This is a genomic window from Delftia acidovorans NBRC 14950 (genome assembly GCF_001598795.1).
Taxonomy (GTDB): domain Bacteria; phylum Pseudomonadota; class Gammaproteobacteria; order Burkholderiales; family Burkholderiaceae_C; genus Comamonas; species Comamonas acidovorans.
In genome coordinates this window covers 91,019-105,228 of record NZ_BCZP01000011.1, presented here as the reverse complement: position 1 = coordinate 105,228, position 14,210 = coordinate 91,019, and the positions used below count along the sequence as shown (strand labels likewise).

At 68.4% G+C, this 14,210-nt stretch carries 13 protein-coding genes; 6 read left to right on the top strand and 7 right to left on the bottom strand.

The window, feature by feature from the left end:
• Positions 1-26 precede the first annotated feature (26 nt).
• On the bottom strand, positions 27-935 hold the full coding sequence (locus tag DA1_RS15995) for a LysR family transcriptional regulator (protein ID WP_013803186.1): 909 nt from the start codon (positions 933-935) through the stop codon (positions 27-29).
• Positions 936-1,050: 115 nt separating this feature from the next.
• On the opposite strand from DA1_RS15995, the gene DA1_RS15990 reads away from it, so the two are divergent.
• The 4 genes from DA1_RS15990 to DA1_RS15975 all read left to right on the top strand — a co-directional run bounded on the left by DA1_RS15990 (position 1,051) and on the right by DA1_RS15975 (position 5,172).
• On the top strand, positions 1,051-2,538 hold the full coding sequence (locus DA1_RS15990; RefSeq protein ID WP_034391859.1) for an amidase: 1,488 nt from the start codon (positions 1,051-1,053) through the stop codon (positions 2,536-2,538).
• Between the two features lie 59 nt (positions 2,539-2,597).
• The gene (locus DA1_RS15985; protein ID WP_034391861.1) at positions 2,598-3,584 is read left to right on the top strand and encodes a Bug family tripartite tricarboxylate transporter substrate binding protein; all 987 of its coding nucleotides are present in this window, start codon (positions 2,598-2,600) and stop codon (positions 3,582-3,584) included.
• A gap of 137 nt (positions 3,585-3,721) precedes the next feature.
• The gene (locus tag DA1_RS15980; protein ID WP_034391863.1) at positions 3,722-4,918 is read left to right on the top strand and encodes an aminotransferase-like domain-containing protein; all 1,197 of its coding nucleotides are present in this window, start codon (positions 3,722-3,724) and stop codon (positions 4,916-4,918) included.
• A complete protein-coding gene (locus tag DA1_RS15975; RefSeq protein WP_034391864.1) occupies positions 4,915-5,172 on the top strand; it encodes a SlyX family protein in 258 nt (85 codons plus the stop codon). Before DA1_RS15980 ends, DA1_RS15975 begins: the two co-directional genes overlap by 4 nt.
• 55 nt (positions 5,173-5,227) lie before the next feature.
• Here the strand turns inward: DA1_RS15975 and DA1_RS29765 are convergent, their stop codons facing one another.
• The 3 genes from DA1_RS29765 to DA1_RS15965 all read right to left on the bottom strand — a co-directional run bounded on the left by DA1_RS29765 (position 5,228) and on the right by DA1_RS15965 (position 8,013).
• The gene (locus tag DA1_RS29765; protein WP_012204679.1) at positions 5,228-5,362 is read right to left on the bottom strand and encodes a DUF3149 domain-containing protein; all 135 of its coding nucleotides are present in this window, start codon (positions 5,360-5,362) and stop codon (positions 5,228-5,230) included.
• A gap of 198 nt (positions 5,363-5,560) precedes the next feature.
• On the bottom strand, positions 5,561-6,988 hold the full coding sequence (locus tag DA1_RS15970; RefSeq protein ID WP_034391868.1) for a M20 family metallopeptidase: 1,428 nt from the start codon (positions 6,986-6,988) through the stop codon (positions 5,561-5,563).
• Positions 6,985-8,013 carry a tripartite tricarboxylate transporter substrate binding protein BugE gene (locus DA1_RS15965; RefSeq protein ID WP_034391869.1) on the bottom strand — a complete coding sequence of 343 codons (1,029 nt, stop codon included), beginning with the start codon at positions 8,011-8,013 and terminating at the stop codon, positions 6,985-6,987. Before DA1_RS15965 ends, DA1_RS15970 begins: the two co-directional genes overlap by 4 nt.
• A gap of 190 nt (positions 8,014-8,203) precedes the next feature.
• Here DA1_RS15965 and DA1_RS15960 point away from each other — a divergent pair, with 190 nt between their 5' ends.
• Positions 8,204-9,193, top strand: coding sequence for a LysR family transcriptional regulator (locus tag DA1_RS15960; protein ID WP_034391870.1), 990 nt, complete (start codon positions 8,204-8,206; stop codon positions 9,191-9,193).
• Positions 9,194-9,309: 116 nt separating this feature from the next.
• Positions 9,310-9,849 carry a DUF2721 domain-containing protein gene (locus DA1_RS15955; RefSeq protein WP_051941074.1) on the top strand — a complete coding sequence of 180 codons (540 nt, stop codon included), beginning with the start codon at positions 9,310-9,312 and terminating at the stop codon, positions 9,847-9,849.
• Positions 9,850-9,879: 30 nt separating this feature from the next.
• Here the strand turns inward: DA1_RS15955 and DA1_RS15950 are convergent, their stop codons facing one another.
• From DA1_RS15950 to DA1_RS15940, 3 genes are read right to left on the bottom strand one after another with little or no spacing between them, the layout of a single operon-like run.
• Positions 9,880-10,326 carry a type IV pilin protein gene (locus tag DA1_RS15950; protein WP_269770623.1) on the bottom strand — a complete coding sequence of 149 codons (447 nt, stop codon included), beginning with the start codon at positions 10,324-10,326 and terminating at the stop codon, positions 9,880-9,882.
• Between the two features lie 2 nt (positions 10,327-10,328).
• Positions 10,329-13,640: a PilC/PilY family type IV pilus protein gene (locus DA1_RS15945; RefSeq protein WP_062794135.1), complete on the bottom strand. Its 3,312-nt coding sequence runs from the start codon at positions 13,638-13,640 to the stop codon at positions 10,329-10,331.
• 10 nt (positions 13,641-13,650) lie between these two features.
• Positions 13,651-14,208 (bottom strand): pilus assembly PilX family protein, encoded by a 558-nt coding sequence (locus tag DA1_RS15940; protein ID WP_062794134.1) that lies wholly within the window; start codon positions 14,206-14,208, stop codon positions 13,651-13,653.
• Positions 14,209-14,210 lie beyond the last annotated feature (2 nt).

Here is a 14,210-nt window from a genome sequence, read left to right as displayed (position 1 = left end):
CTCCCTTCTCCCTTCTCCTCTTCCTCCTACCCAGGCGGCAGCAGTTCCCGCAGGTGCTCCACAAATGCTCGCACGCCCTTGGACAGGGTGCGTCCGGACAGCGTCTGCAGCTCGATGGCGCGCGCATTCATGCCGCGCTCGCGGATGGGCGCCGCATGCAGCTCGCCTCGGCGCACGCGCTCGCGCATGGTGACCTCACCGCCCAGCGACAGTCCGCCGCCGTGCAGCACGAAGTGCACCAGGGTCTCGAACTGGCCGCTGACCAGGGCGGGCTCGAACACCAGGCGGCGGTGGCTGCAGGCGATGTCGAACAGCTGGCGCGCGGTGTTGGCGTCCTCGGGCAGGGCAATGGCATGGGGATGCATCTGGGCCAGGGTGATGCTGGCATGCCGGGCCAGCGCATGGTCGGGCCGCATGATGGCGACCACGGGCGAGACCTGGCGGTGCCAGACCTCGATGTCACGTGCCGCCGCGCGGCTGTAGGTCAGGCCCACATCGGCCTCGCCGCCCAGCACGGCCTGGGTCACGGCGGCAGGCGCCTCCACACGCAGGTGGAACTGCATGCCCGGGTACTGTTCGCGGAAAAGCGCCATGGCGCGTGGCAGGAACTCGATGGCAAAGCCGCCCGAACTGCACACGCGCACCACGCCCCGGCGCAGGCCCTGCAGGGCCTCGATGTCGGAGACCACACGGTCGGCCTCCAGCGCACCGCGGCGTGCGTGGGCGGCCAGCAGCTCGCCTGCCGGGCTGGGCGCCATGCCGCGCGGGCGGCGCTCGAACAGCGGCACGCCCAGCATCTCTTCCAGTCCGGCGACCTGGCGGCTCACGGCCGAGGGCGAGACATTGAGCCGCGTGGCGGCTTCGCTGACCGAGCCGCTGCGCACTACTTCGAGAAAGTAGCGCAGGGCCGTGTCCTGTAGGCGGTTGGAAAGCATGGTTGCCTGCTCATGGTTTGCGAAAAACGCAACGATAAGCCAAGAAAAAGGCGATTGTCGAAATAGTTTCGCCTGCTTATGCTGACTTCGTTCTGTCACAAAAACGAGGAAATCCATGGAGTCAAACGCAAGCACCGCAACGCAGCAGCCGGATCTGGCCACCGGGGGTGGCGGCGTCGTGGAGATGTCGGCGGTCGCGCTGTCAAAGGCCATCCAGGGCCGCGATCTGTCCTGCGTGGAGGTGCTGGATGCCTACTGCGCACAGATCGACCGTCTCAACCCCGTGGTCAACGCGCTGGTGTCTCCGCTGGACCGGGACTGGCTGCGCGGCCGCTCCCGCGAGCTGGACACGCTGCTGGCGCGCGGCCAGAGCCTGGGGCCGCTGCACGGCTTTCCCCAGGCACCCAAGGACATCATGCCGGCGGCCGGCATGGTGACGACCAAGGGATCACCCATCTTCGCGGGCCAGGTCTCGCAGACCGATTGCGTGGTGTTCGAGCGCATGCGCGCAGGCGGTGCGCTGTTTGTGGCGCGCAGCAATTCGCCCGAGTTCGGCCTGGGCGGCCATACCTACAACCCGGTCTACGGGACCACGCGCAATGCCTTCGATCCTTCGCGCTCCGCTGGCGGCAGCAGCGGCGGGGCCGGCGTGGCCGTGGCGCTGCGCATGCTGCCCGTGGCCGATGGCTCGGACATGATGGGCTCGCTGCGCACGCCGGCCGCCTTCAACCATGTCTATGGATTGCGCACCTCGGTGGGCTGCGTGCCGCATGGCCCTTCGGAAGAGGTGTTCTTCCAGCAGTTCAGCGTGGCCGGCCCCATGGCGCGGGACATTCCCGACCTGGCCCTGCTGCTGTCCGTGCAGGCAGGCTTTGATGCACGCCTGCCGCTGACCCGCCGCAGCGAGCCGCCCAAGGACTGGACCGCGCAACTGCAGCGCGACTGCAAGGGCCTGCGCATCGGCTGGCTGGGGGACCTGGGCGGGCACCTGCCCACCGAGCCCGGCCTGCTGGAGACCTGCCGCGCGGCGCTGCAGCATTTCAAGACCATCGGCTGCACGGTGGAAGAGGCCGTGCCGGCCTTTGACTTCGAGCGCCTGTGGCGCGCCTGGATCGACCTGCGCAGCTTCAGCGTGGCCGGGGCCAACGCCGCCCTGTACCGCGACCCGGTCACGCATGCCCTGCTCAAGCCCGAGGCCCTCTGGGAAATCGAGCGCGGCCTGGCGCTGCCGGCCATGGCGGTCTATGACGCGGCGCGTGTGCGCTCGGCCTGGTACGAAGCCCTGCGCCGCCTGTTCGACAGCTACGACTTTCTGGTGCTGCCCTCAGCCCAGGTCTTCCCGTTCGATGCGGCGCTGGACTGGCCGCATGCCGTGGGCGGCCGCGAGATGGACACCTACCACCGCTGGATGCAGACCGTGGTGCCCGCCACCATGGCCGGCTTGCCGGCCCTGGCCGCGCCCGCAGGCTTCGGGCCGCAGGGGCTGCCTGCCGGGCTGCAGATCATCGGCCCGGCACAGGCCGATCTGGCCGTGCTGCAGATCGGCCATGCCTATGACCAGGCCGGCGGCTTCTCGCGCGTGCGCAGCCCGCTGCTCGACTGAAACCGCTGCATCGAGTTTTCCCAGGTTCCCGTTCCCTCGTCCCCCAGGAGATCCGCGCCATGGCCTTGTCCCGTTCCCGTTTTCTGTCGTGTCTGATGGCCAGTGCCACGGCACTTGCGCTGCCCGCAGCCAAAGCCCAGCCCCAGTCCTACCCGGATCGTCCGATCAAGCTGGTCGTGCCGTTTGCGCCGGGCGGCGCCACCGACATCCTGGGCCGGCTGCTGGCCACTTCGCTGGGTGAACGGCTGGGCCAGCCCGTGGTCGTGGAAAACCGCCCCGGTGCAGGCACGGTGGTGGCGGGCGCGCTGGTGGCCAAGGCGCCGCCCGACGGCTACACGCTGCTGCTGGGCGCCAGCACCACGCTGACGCTCAACCCCGCCATCCGCAACCCGCTGCCCTATGACCCGCTGCGCAGCTTCACGCCGCTGGGGCTGGTGGCCGACATGGGCCTGGTGCTGGTGGCCCATAACGAAACGCCTGCACGCACGCTGCCCGAACTCGTGGCCCTGGCCAAGGCCGACCCCGATAAGCTCTCCTACGGTTCCTTCGGCACGGGATCCTCGGTGCACTTCGGCGGCGAAATGCTCAAGACCGCCACGGGTATGCGCATGGTGCATGTGCCCTTCAATGGCAGCTCGCCCAGCCTCACCGCGCTGATGGGCGGCCAGGTGCAGGTGGCCGTGGACACGGTGGTGGCCACCACGCCGCTGATCAAGGCCGGCAAGATCCGTCCCATCGCAGCCCTGGGCCCGCAGCGCCTGGCCCTGCTGCCCCAGGTGCCCACCGTGGCCGAAAGCGGCTACCCGGGCTTTGCCATGGACACCTGGTTTGCCTTCCTCGCCCCGGCCGGCCTGCCCGCACCCATCCAGAAGAAGCTGGAAAAGGCGCTGGCCGACGCCATGGCCGAGCCGGCCATGAAGAAGAAGCTGGTGGACATCGGCCTGTCGCCCGCATGGGGTCCGGCCAGCGCGCTGCAGGAGCGCATAGAGCGCGAACTGCCGCAAATGCGCGCCGTGGCCGCCAGAGCCGACATCAAGGTGGATTGAGCGCAGCTGCCTTCCGGGAGAGAGGGGGAAGGCGCGAAGCGACTCAGGGGGCTTCTAATCGTGCAGGAAAGCTGCGGCAGGATTGGCGACAATGCAGGCTTCGCCTTTTCATTGCACCGACAAAGAGACTCCTGCCCATGCAATTCGCCGACCGTCTGAACAACGTAGAAACCTCCGCCATCCGCGAGCTGTTCAAGCTGCTGGGCAAGCCCGGCATCATCAGCTTTGCGGGTGGTTTCCCGGACAGCGCCATGTTCGATGTGGCCGGCATCAGCGCCGCCTCCCAGGCTGCGCTGCAGCAGGAGCCGGGCGCCGCGCTGCAGTACGGTGCGACCGAGGGCTACCAGCCGCTGCGCGAGCAGATCGCCGCCTTCATGGCCGCCAAGGGCGTGCGCGAGCTGGCCCCCGAGCAACTGGTGGTGACCACGGGCAGCCAGCAGGCGCTGGACCTGCTGGGCAAGACCATGATCAACCCCGGCGACAAGGTCATCGTCGAAGGCCCGACCTTCCTGGCCACCATCCAGTGCTTCCGCCTGTACGGCGCCGAAGTCATCAGCGCGCCCATCGATGCCGAAGGCGCCCAGGTCGATGCGCTGGAGCAACTCATTGCCGAGCACCGCCCCAAGCTGGTCTACCTGATCCCCACCTTCGGCAACCCCAGCGGCGCCATGCTGAGCCTGGAGCGCCGCAAGAAGGTGCTGGAGCTGGCCGTCAAGTACCAGACCCTGGTGGTGGAGGACGATCCCTACGGCGACCTGTATTTTGGCGAAGCGCCTCCGCCCAGCCTGCTGGCGCTGTCCAGCGAGGTGCCCGGCAGCCGCGACTGGCTGGCGCACTGCGGCTCGCTGAGCAAGGTGCTCAGCCCCGGCCTGCGCATTGGCTGGCTGGTGGCCCCGGCCGAGCTGCTGGGCCGCGCCGTGATGTGCAAGCAGTTCAGCGATGCCCACACCAGCACCTTTGCCCAGGCCACGGCCGCGCAGTACCTGAAGTCCGGCGCCATGCCCGCCACCCTGGCCCATGTGCGCGAGGTCTACGCGCGCCGTGCCAAGGCCATGGGCGATGCGCTGCGCGAGCACCTCGGCGATGCCGTGGAATTTCTGCAGCCCCAGGGCGGCCTGTTCCTGTGGGTGCGCCTGACCGGCAAGGGCGGCGCGCTGGCCGATGCCGGTGAGCTGGCCAAGCGGGCCATTGCCCAGGGCGTGGCCTTTGTGCCGGGTGCGCCGTTCTTTGCGCAAAACCCCGATGCCACCAGCTTCCGCCTCTCGTTCGCCACGGCTGACGAGGACAAGATCCGCGAAGGCATCGCCCGCCTGGCCCAGGCGCTCAAGGCATGAGCGTGGCTGACGACGCAGAACATGGCGGCGGGCACGCAGACGCCGATGCCCTGCAGGCGCGCGTGATGGAGCTGGAGATCAAGGCCAGCTACACCGAAGACCTGCTGGAGCAGCTGAACCTGACCATCTACCGCCAGCAGCAGCAGATCGAACGGCTGCTTGACGAGCTGCGCGACCTGCGCCGCCGGGTGCCCGAAGGCGGACCCGCCGGCGGCGCGACCAATCTGCGCGACGAGCTGCCCCCTCACTATTGAGTGCGCAGGGCTGCTGCGTGCGAATGCCCAGGCCAGCCCCTGCCTGGGCATTTCTTCATTCAAGCGGCTTGTTGGCCACGTGCTTCATCTTGCCCAGGAACAGGCGCAGGAAAAAGCCCGCCATGATCAGCATGAAGACGATGGCGCCCAGGCTCATCAGGCCGTAGTCGGTGGAAAAAAGATCAATCATCAGCTTCACAAGTCCTCCTGTGGTTTGTTGGTATCGGTGGGGTCCCGATCCAACTATCGCCGTGGCCTGGCGCGGAGGGCTTGTGATGGGTCAACGCGGCGGCGGGGTGGGTTTGCGGCAGCGCAAAGGGGCAAGCCCGGGCAAGCCCGGGAACTGGGCATGGGGTAGTAGTCCATCATCCAGGGCGAGCTAGGCCCATCACCCCCGCATGAACGGCAAGGGCACCTCCGCAGGAATCGGGCACGCATAGGGTCGGCCGCCGCGGCGCTCAAGCAGCTCCGCCTTGGCCTGGGCAATGCGTTCGGGCTGCTCCAGCAAGTCGATGGCCGTGGCCGCCAGCACCTGGGCGGCGCGCACCATGCCTGCGTGGGCCAGGCCGGACTGGCCTTGCGAGACCATCTGCCAGGAATGCAGCGGCGTGCCGAAGGCGTAGCAGGCCACCCAGGCCTGGACGGTGGGCGTGATCCAGCTCACATCGGCCACGTCGGTGGAGCCGAACAGGGTGTCCTCCACGGCAGGATCGTAGGGCGCCAGGCCTTCGAACACCGCCGGCACCTTGCCGCGCAGCACGCTGGCCAACGGGCGGCTGACCTGGTCCACGTCGTTGCTGTCCAGCGTGGCCTGGAAGTCTCCGGCCAGGCGATGCAGGCCGGGGTCCACGTGCAGCGGGCCCAGGGCCTGCATCTGCGCATACATCACCTGGTTCAGCGTGCGGTTTTGCAGCAGGTTGGAGCATGCCTTGTCAAAGACGATCTCCAGCCGGCAATCCGTCATCAGCGCGGCGCCGCGTGCCACGTTCTGCACGCGCTCGTACAGCGCTGCTGCCTCGTGGTTGCGCGCGGCGCGCACCAGGTAGAGCACCTCGGCGCGCGCCTGCACCACGTTGGGCGACAGGCCGCCCGAGTCGGTGATGGCGTAGTGCACCCGCGCATCGGTGGGCATGTGCTCGCGCAGGTAGTTCACGCCCACGTTCATCAGCTCCACGGCGTCGAGCGCGCTGCGGCCCAGGTGCGGGGAATGCGCGGCATGCGCGGCCTTGCCGTGGAAGATGAATTTCGCCTGGATGTTGGCCAGCGTGCTCTGGCTGAACACGCCGGTGAAGCTGGCCGGGTGCCAGGTCAGCGCCGCGTCCACATCGTCGAAGACCCCGGCGCGCGCCATGAAGGTCTTGCCCGATCCGCCTTCCTCGGCCGGGCAGCCGTAGTAGCGCACGCGTGCCTTGGCGCCGCTGCGGCGCAGGTGCTCCTGCAGCGCAACGGCCGCGAAATGCGCCGAGGTGCCCAGCAGATGGTGGCCGCAGCCGTGGCCCGCCAGGCCGGGGCTGTCGGTGGAAGGCGTGCAGACCAGGGCGCCGCTTTGCTGGTTCAGGCCCGACAGCGCGTCGTACTCGCCCAGGAAGGCCAGCACCGGGCCCTCGTCGCCCCATTCGGCCAGGAAGGCCGTGGGAATGCCGGCCACGCCGCGCGTGATGCGAAAGCCCGCCTGCTCCAGCGCATCGATGTGCAGCCGGGCAGAAGCGGTTTCGGCATAGCGCAGTTCGGCCAGGGACCAGATGCTGTCGGCCAGGGCCGCCATGCGCGGGGACTGCTGCTGGAAGAAGTCCTGGAGATGCTCGACTGCGCTCATTCCGGCTTCACTCCTGCCTTGTCCAGCAGCGCCTTGTTGCGCTGCAGTTCGCTGGCGATCTGGGCCGGGAAGCGGGCCTGGTCCATCTCGGTGACCGAGGCGCCCAGCAGCTTCAGGTGCTTTTGCACCTCGGGCAGGCGCACGGCCTTCACCGACGCATCCTGCAACTGCCGGACGATGGCCGGTGGCGTGCCGGCCGGCACGACCAGCCCGAACCAGCTGATGCCCAGTTCGTTGAGCTGCGCGTAGCCCAGCTCCTTGAAGGTGGGCACATCGGGCAGGTCGGGCGAGCGGCTGTCGCCCGACAGCGCCACGGGGATGAGCTTGCCGCCCTTGATCTGGGGCATGGCCGAAGGCAGCTGGTCGGTCATCACCTGCACCATGCCGGCCAGCGCATCGTTGAGCGCCGGCCCGTTGCCGCGGTAGGGCACGATCTGCACCTGGGTCTTCATGGTCTCGTTGAAGGACGCCACCATCAGATGGCCCAGCGTGCCCAGGCCCGGCACGCCCGCGCTGTAGGCGCCGGGCTGGGCGCGCAGCCTGGCCAGAAAGCCCGGGAAATCCTTGACGCCCATCTTGGGGTGGACCATGTAGACCGACGGCATGGTCACCAGGTTGGCCACGGGCAAAAGCCTGCCTTCCAGCTTGGCGGCGCGCGTGTACAGCGAGGGATTGATGGTGGCCGTGCTCACCGTGGCCATGCCGATGGTGTAGCCGTCAGGCGCGGCCTGGGCCATGCTTTCGGTGCCGATCAGGCCGCCAGCGCCGGCCTTGTTGTCCACCACCACGGGCTGGCCCAGCGTGCTGCGCAGGCCCTCTGCGATCACGCGCGCAACGATGTCGGTGGAGCCGCCTGCCGCAAACGGCACGATGAGCTTGACCGGCTTGTTCGGATAGGCGTCGGCCGCATGGGCCGTGGAGGCCGTGTGGGCGAGGGTGAGGCCGCACAACACGGCGGCAAGACCGGACGTGCCCAGCGAGAGCACGGTGCGCCGCGGCAGCTGAAAGAGGGGTTTGGCTTGCATGGCATGGGTTCCATCAACGGTGAAGGAGCCGCAGGCCTGGGCCGCGCCGGCTCCCGATGCAGGCGACTATAGAAATCCTGCCGCCCGCGTGGGCCACGGTATTTGTGCCAAGCTATAAGCCGTTCCGATAGCTTGCCCTGCGCCGCCTGTGGCGCGCCAGGGCCTGCCTGGGGAAAACACTGAGACTTCCATGAGCAATGACTTCGATGACCGCGACGGCCTGGACGATGCGGCCACGCCCCAGGGGCGGCTGCTGTATTCGCGCCTGACCAAGCATGTGCGCCTGCGCCAGCTGCAGCTGCTGGTGGCGCTGCAGCAATGCGGCTCGGTGGTGCAGGCCGCCGCCACGCTGCACATGAGCCAGTCGGCCGCCACCCAGGCGCTGGCCGAGATGGAGCGCGTGCTGGACATCCGCCTGTTCGAGCGCCATGCGCGCGGCATACGCCCCACGCTGGCCGGCCAGACCCTGGTGGACACGGTGCGCGGCGTGCTGGCCGCACTGGAGGAGGTGGCGGAATCGCTGGCTGCCATTCGCCGGGGCGCCGCGGCCGCGCTGCGCCTGGGCGCCATTCCGGCGGCAGCCCTGGCCATTCTCTCGCCCCTGCTGGCGCGGTTTTATGCCGAGCACCCCGAGGTGCATGTCGATGTGCACGAAGACGCCAGCACCCGGCTGCTGTCGCAGCTGCTGGGCGGCGGGCTGGATGCGGTGTTCTGCCGCGAGCCGGCGCTGCTGCCCGGCGCCTTCGTCTTCGAGCCGCTGCTGGCCGACACGGCCGTGGTGGTGGCCGCACGCTCGCATGCACTGGCCGGGCGCCGTGACGTACCGCTGCAGGCGTTGACCGGCGCGCGCTGGGTGCTGCCCACGGCCAACATCGCCGTGCGCGGGATTTTCGAGGCCGAGGTGCTCCAGGCGCTGCCCGATGCGCCCTGGTTTCCCGTCTCCACCGTTTCTCTGCCGATACTGGAGGGCCTGTTGAGCCAGCCCGGCGCCGTGGCCCTGGTGCCACTGAGCATTGCGCCGGGCCTGCAGACCCATGCGCGCGTGTGCCGGCTCGATGTGCGGCTGACGGGCAGGTTGGCGCCCCTGGGCGTGGTCTGCCGGCGCGACCAGGCGCCTGCCCTGCTGACCGAGATGCTGTCGCTGTGCCGGCAGATGCTGCCAGCGCCACCGGCCCGCTGAATGCCAAAAGCTGGCGACATGGCCTCTTGCCGGCCCCGCTTGCGGCCACAATACTGTCCGCGCGAAAACACGTCAGCATGGCCGCACCAGACAACAGAAAGCACGCAGAGGACCGCATGATCAATTGGTCGCTAGACGCCGATACCGTCACCCACAGCATCCAGCTGGCGCTGGCGCCGGTGTTCTTCCTGACGGCCGTGGCCGGCATGATCGGCGCCGTGGCCGGGCGGCTGGCCCGCATCATCGACCGCGCGCGCAAGCTGGAAGAACTGCTGCGCAACCCGCAGGAAGAGGACTTCATCGCGCGCAGCCTCACGGAACTGCACTTTCTGCGCAAGCGCGGCCGGCTGGCCAATGTCTGCATAGGGCTGCTGACCGTCTGCGGCTTTTGCATCGGCCTGACCATTGCCCTGCTGTTCCTGGGCGAGGCCTACGGCATCAACGGCCATGGCTATGCGGTGCTGGGCTTTCTGTTCGGCGTGCTGATGTTTCTCTCGGCCCTGGCCTGCTTTCTCTGGGAAACCATCATGGCCACCAGCCTGCTGGACTTCCACACCCTCACCCGCGTGCGTGCGGCCGTGCGCACCATACAGCGGCCCGAGCCTGCCGGGCCCGGGGCGCCGGCCCCGAGCCCTGGGCCGGGCAGCGAACCCTGAGCGCGGCTGCCTGGGTAAGCTGCTCAGCTGCTACCAGCAATCGCGTGCAGCCAGGGTGCCATTGCGGACCCCACCCACGCCCAGGTGGTCGTAGGTGAAGGTATGGCATTTGTCGCTGAGCTGGCTTCGCAGCGGCGAGGCAATGAGGGTGTAGCTCGATGCGGTGGGGTCAGGGCTCAGCGACAGTGTGTAGAAACCGTCGGGAGATCGGCTGGCATAGACGCCGGTGCCCCCCAGCGTCGCACCCTCGTAGGTCAGGTTGGCGGAAAAGTACTTCTCCATGGCGCCTGCGGCCTCCAGCAAGGCGCGCCTGCCATCGGTGCGGCGGGACTTGCGCAGGTACTCGGCATAGCTGGGATAGGCGATGGCCGACAGGATGCCGATCACGGCCACCACCACCATCAGCTCGATCAGGGTGAAGCCGCCTGCCGTCCGGCGGCGGCCGGGCGTCGGCAACGGGTTGTTCTGCATGCCCATGGTCAGTCCAGGCCCAGCGGATGGATGTCGGCCGGGGTGTCCTCGCGCCAGGAAATGCGCCTGTTGCTCAGCGGCCCCTTGCTTTCGGCCAGCGACTGCAGGCCTGCGGTGCTGTTCATGACCTTGGTTTCCTGCTTGCCGTTGTTCAGGATGGCGGGCTGCGAGCTGATGCCCTCCAGCCGCGCGCCCCCGGTGGCGCGGTCGTTGTCGCCGTAGCGGTCGCTGCCGTCCACCGTACCGTCGCCGTTGATGTCGAACAGGCCGTCGGCATACTTCTCCGCGCCCTGGCCGTCCAGCGAGAGTTCCATCAGCCAGCTATGGCCGCCTGCCGTACACATCTGCGTGCTGGGCACGGCCGTGGTGAAGATGATGCGGTCGCGGCGCAGCATGGGATGGGTGATCAAGCGCTCGCCCGCGTCGGCCAGGGGCATGATCCAGTTCCTGTTGCCGGGGCGGCCGTCGGAGATCAGCCGCAGGGACATCTGCGTGGTGCGGCCATCGCCGTTGGCGGCGCCGGCGTCGACACTGGTGACCTTCAGCACGCTGTGGCTTGCGGAGGAGCCCCCGGCGCCTTCGTCCAGCAGGCTGAAGAAGTACTGGGATGCGGAGGCCGGGGCCGCAGCGTCATGGTCGCCGACCTCGAAGCTCTTGCCCGTGCCGTACAGCAGCTGCACGTGCGATTGCAGCGTGCCGTGGCTGATCTTGGCCTCGGGCCGCGTGGTGATGGGCTGCCCGTGGAAGCTGCCGCCCCAGGGGGTGCTCATCGGTGCAGGAGTGCCGTTGACCGACGGCACGATCCCGCCCCCGTCCCCGCTCGCGGCCATGAGGTCGAAGCGCCACATGTTGCCCTGCAGGTCTCCCGCATAGACGCGGTCCACCAGTCCGTCGTCATCCAGGTCCACGGCAGCCGGCGTGCTCAGGCCATTGGGCCACCTGCGCGTGCTGTCTTGCACGCCTCGGCGAGTGTCCCATTTCCTGTGCAGCGCGCCGGTCTCCAGGTTGACGGCGTACAGCACGGCATTGCCGCTGGCGCTGGCCGCGCCGTCCGCTTCCACATTGTTGTAGCCGTTGCCGAACAGGGCCATCCAGCCTGCTCGGGTCCTGGCGATGGAAGGCTGCGCGAAGCTGAAGCCCATGTCCATATCGAAACCGGCCGGTCGGTTGCTGCCCGGTGCGCGCCGGTCGCGGTCGCCGAACTCCCACAGCACGACGTCCTTGGCGGCGGCTTCGGTGATCGCATCGGGATCGGTGATGTCCAGCGCGTACACGCCCTGGCCCCCTGCGCCCAGACCCCCCACGAGGATGGTGCGCCACCGGCCGCCGATGAAGGCATCGGCCACCATGGGCGAGCCGTCCACGTAGAAGCGGTGGCGGTAGTTCGGATCGGACAGCTGGCGCAGGTGGGGGATCACGGTCGAGGGGACATAGGCAAAGAGCTCCTGCCCCGTGTCCGCGTCGAAAGCATGCAGCATGCCGTCGTTGGCTCCCACGTAGACCATCTTGCGGCGATCGGCCCGTGCCTTGCGGAATTCGCGGTAGGAGGCCTCGGCGTAGGGCATCTCGGGCGCGCCCACATACACCGGGGCCGAGTTGACGATGTCGCCCAGCAGGCTGGTGCGCCTGCGCAGGGGTCCACGGGGCGCTTCCTGCGCCTGGCTGCCCCGCAGGTAGGCCAGCACGTCGGGCGCTCCGATCTGCCTTTGCTGCTCGGGGTTCAATTCATCCCAGGCAAAGGCCACGCCTTGGCGCGTGTCGGGCCGGTAGCTGAGGATGCGGCGTGTCGCAGGAATGCGTGCCTCCCACTGCGCCTGTTCGGCCACCGCAGTGCCTGTGATGCTGTGCGCTGACAGCGTGCCGCTCCAGTCGCGGGGATCGAAGCGTGCCTGGTAGATCCTGGTGCTGCTGGACACGTTGGTGGAGTTGGCCGCCACGGCGGCCACGCTGGAGGAGCGGGCGGCGATGTCGGCGAAGATCGCCTGCAGGGCGGTATCGAGGGTCGCGGGGTCGTTGGCCGCGAAGGCGCGCTCCGTGCCCCCGGCGGCGGCCACCTCGTTCAATTGCTCGGGATTGGTGCCGAAGGGCAGGGCGAATCCGATGACGAAGGTCTCCACGTTGGCCTCTTGCCTGAGGCGCCGCGCGGCCTCTGCCGTCTGGCGCAGGCCGGCCGCCATGTCCTGGATGATGGTGCCGTCGGGCCGGGTCGAGGGCAGGCCATCGGTGAGCAGCACCACAAAGTTGCGGCCGCAGGACTGGGGCAGCGGATAGCAGGCGGGCAAATAGCCTTCTGCGGCATTGCGCCAAAGTTCCTCGCCCTGGAAGTAGTCCAGCGCCGTCAGCAGCGTCCCCTCAAGCGGTGTGTTGCCCGCGTTCTGCAGGGGCCGGGCGGGATCACGGGGCGCGTTAAGCAGAAACTGCGAGGTGGCGAGCTTGCGTTCCAGAGCGGCCCTGTGGGCGACGTCCAGCGGCCGGATGGGCTGGTGCAGGAAGCCGCGGCCCGGAAAGCTTTCGCTGAACCAGGCCTGTCCTATGGGAGTGTCGAACATCTGCCTGCCGAAGTCGTAGATGCCCTGGGCATAGTCGGAGTCGGTGGGGTTGAACATTGCCCGGCCCTGGAAGTTGTTGTATCCCGCATTGCCGGTGGTGTTGGTGGCGTTGGTAGTGCCTGTCTTGTCGCTGAAGCATGAATAGACGTCCCAGGGGCCATCGACGGTCTCGTTGGTGCGGAAGCCGTCGGGATTGGCGGGCGTGGGCCCGGCGTTGGCCGTGGCGGAAAAGCAGTGGCTGGAGGTGTCGCCGCCACCATAGAACGGCAAGGCCACGTTGTAGTAGATGAAACGCCCGTTGTCGCTGGGGTTGGGAACCCTGAAGCGCTTGCGGGTGGGGCTGGCGCGCGTGCCCGTCCATTGCGGGTCGAAGTGGTTGGGGTCGTAGCTGACGTCGTATAGCGAGTTGCTCAGGCTGCGCGGGACGACGTCTTCCTGCTGGTAGGCCATCAGGCCCAAGTTCATGCGCCCCTGGTAGCGTTCGATGATGGTGCGGGCAGCGGCGCGGGCGATCTCGGACTTGCTGTCATTGCTGTCGCTGCCGACGGCGGAGCCGTTCGGGGCCTCGTCCATGCTGTTGGAGTTGTCCATGATGAGCAGCACGTTGGGCGTGGCGTTCTGCGTGGCCATCAGGGGCACCTGTGAGATGTTCAGAGGCACGGGGCGCGGCGGCTGCTGCGCGCGGGGGCCGACCATGCAGGCGAGCAGCAGCATCGCCACTGCCGCCGGCAAGAGGGGGGTGCTGGGCTTTTGCAGAGGGAGTTTGCGCATGGTCTTTCCTTCAATTGATGTACATGCTTTGCAGCACCACCCGCGAGGCCGGACTGCCATCGGCGCGCCGGGCCGCTCCCATGCCGATGGCCGTCACGCGAAAGACGGGAGGGCGGCCCTGGTCGGCGCCATAGCCCTGCACGACCACGCTTTGAGCAGGGGTCTCCAGCCGCTCGATGAGGTAGCGCGGTGTCGGTGCTCCCTGGGGGCCGGGGGCGGTCTGCCCGGTGTGCGTGCCCAGCGCCACGCCCAGCGTGTCCTGGGCAATGAGCGCCTCGGACCACGAGCTGCCGTCTTCCCTGGGCAGGCACAGGCCCGCTGTGCAGGCATCGTCAAAGGCCTCCAGGGCCGGGTTGCGGGTGGTGATGTCCTGCTCTCCGTCGCGCAGCGCGGCCTCGGCGGCCTGGAAGGCGATGTGCCAGTCGTTGCGGTTGCCCGTGGACCGGCCCTGCAGCAGGCCCATGTTCATGGCGGCCAGCGACAGCATCACCAGGGCCATCATGATGATCATGGTGGTGATGAGCGCCAGGCCGCCCTGTGTCCGTGTTTGTGTCCGTGTCCTTGCCATGC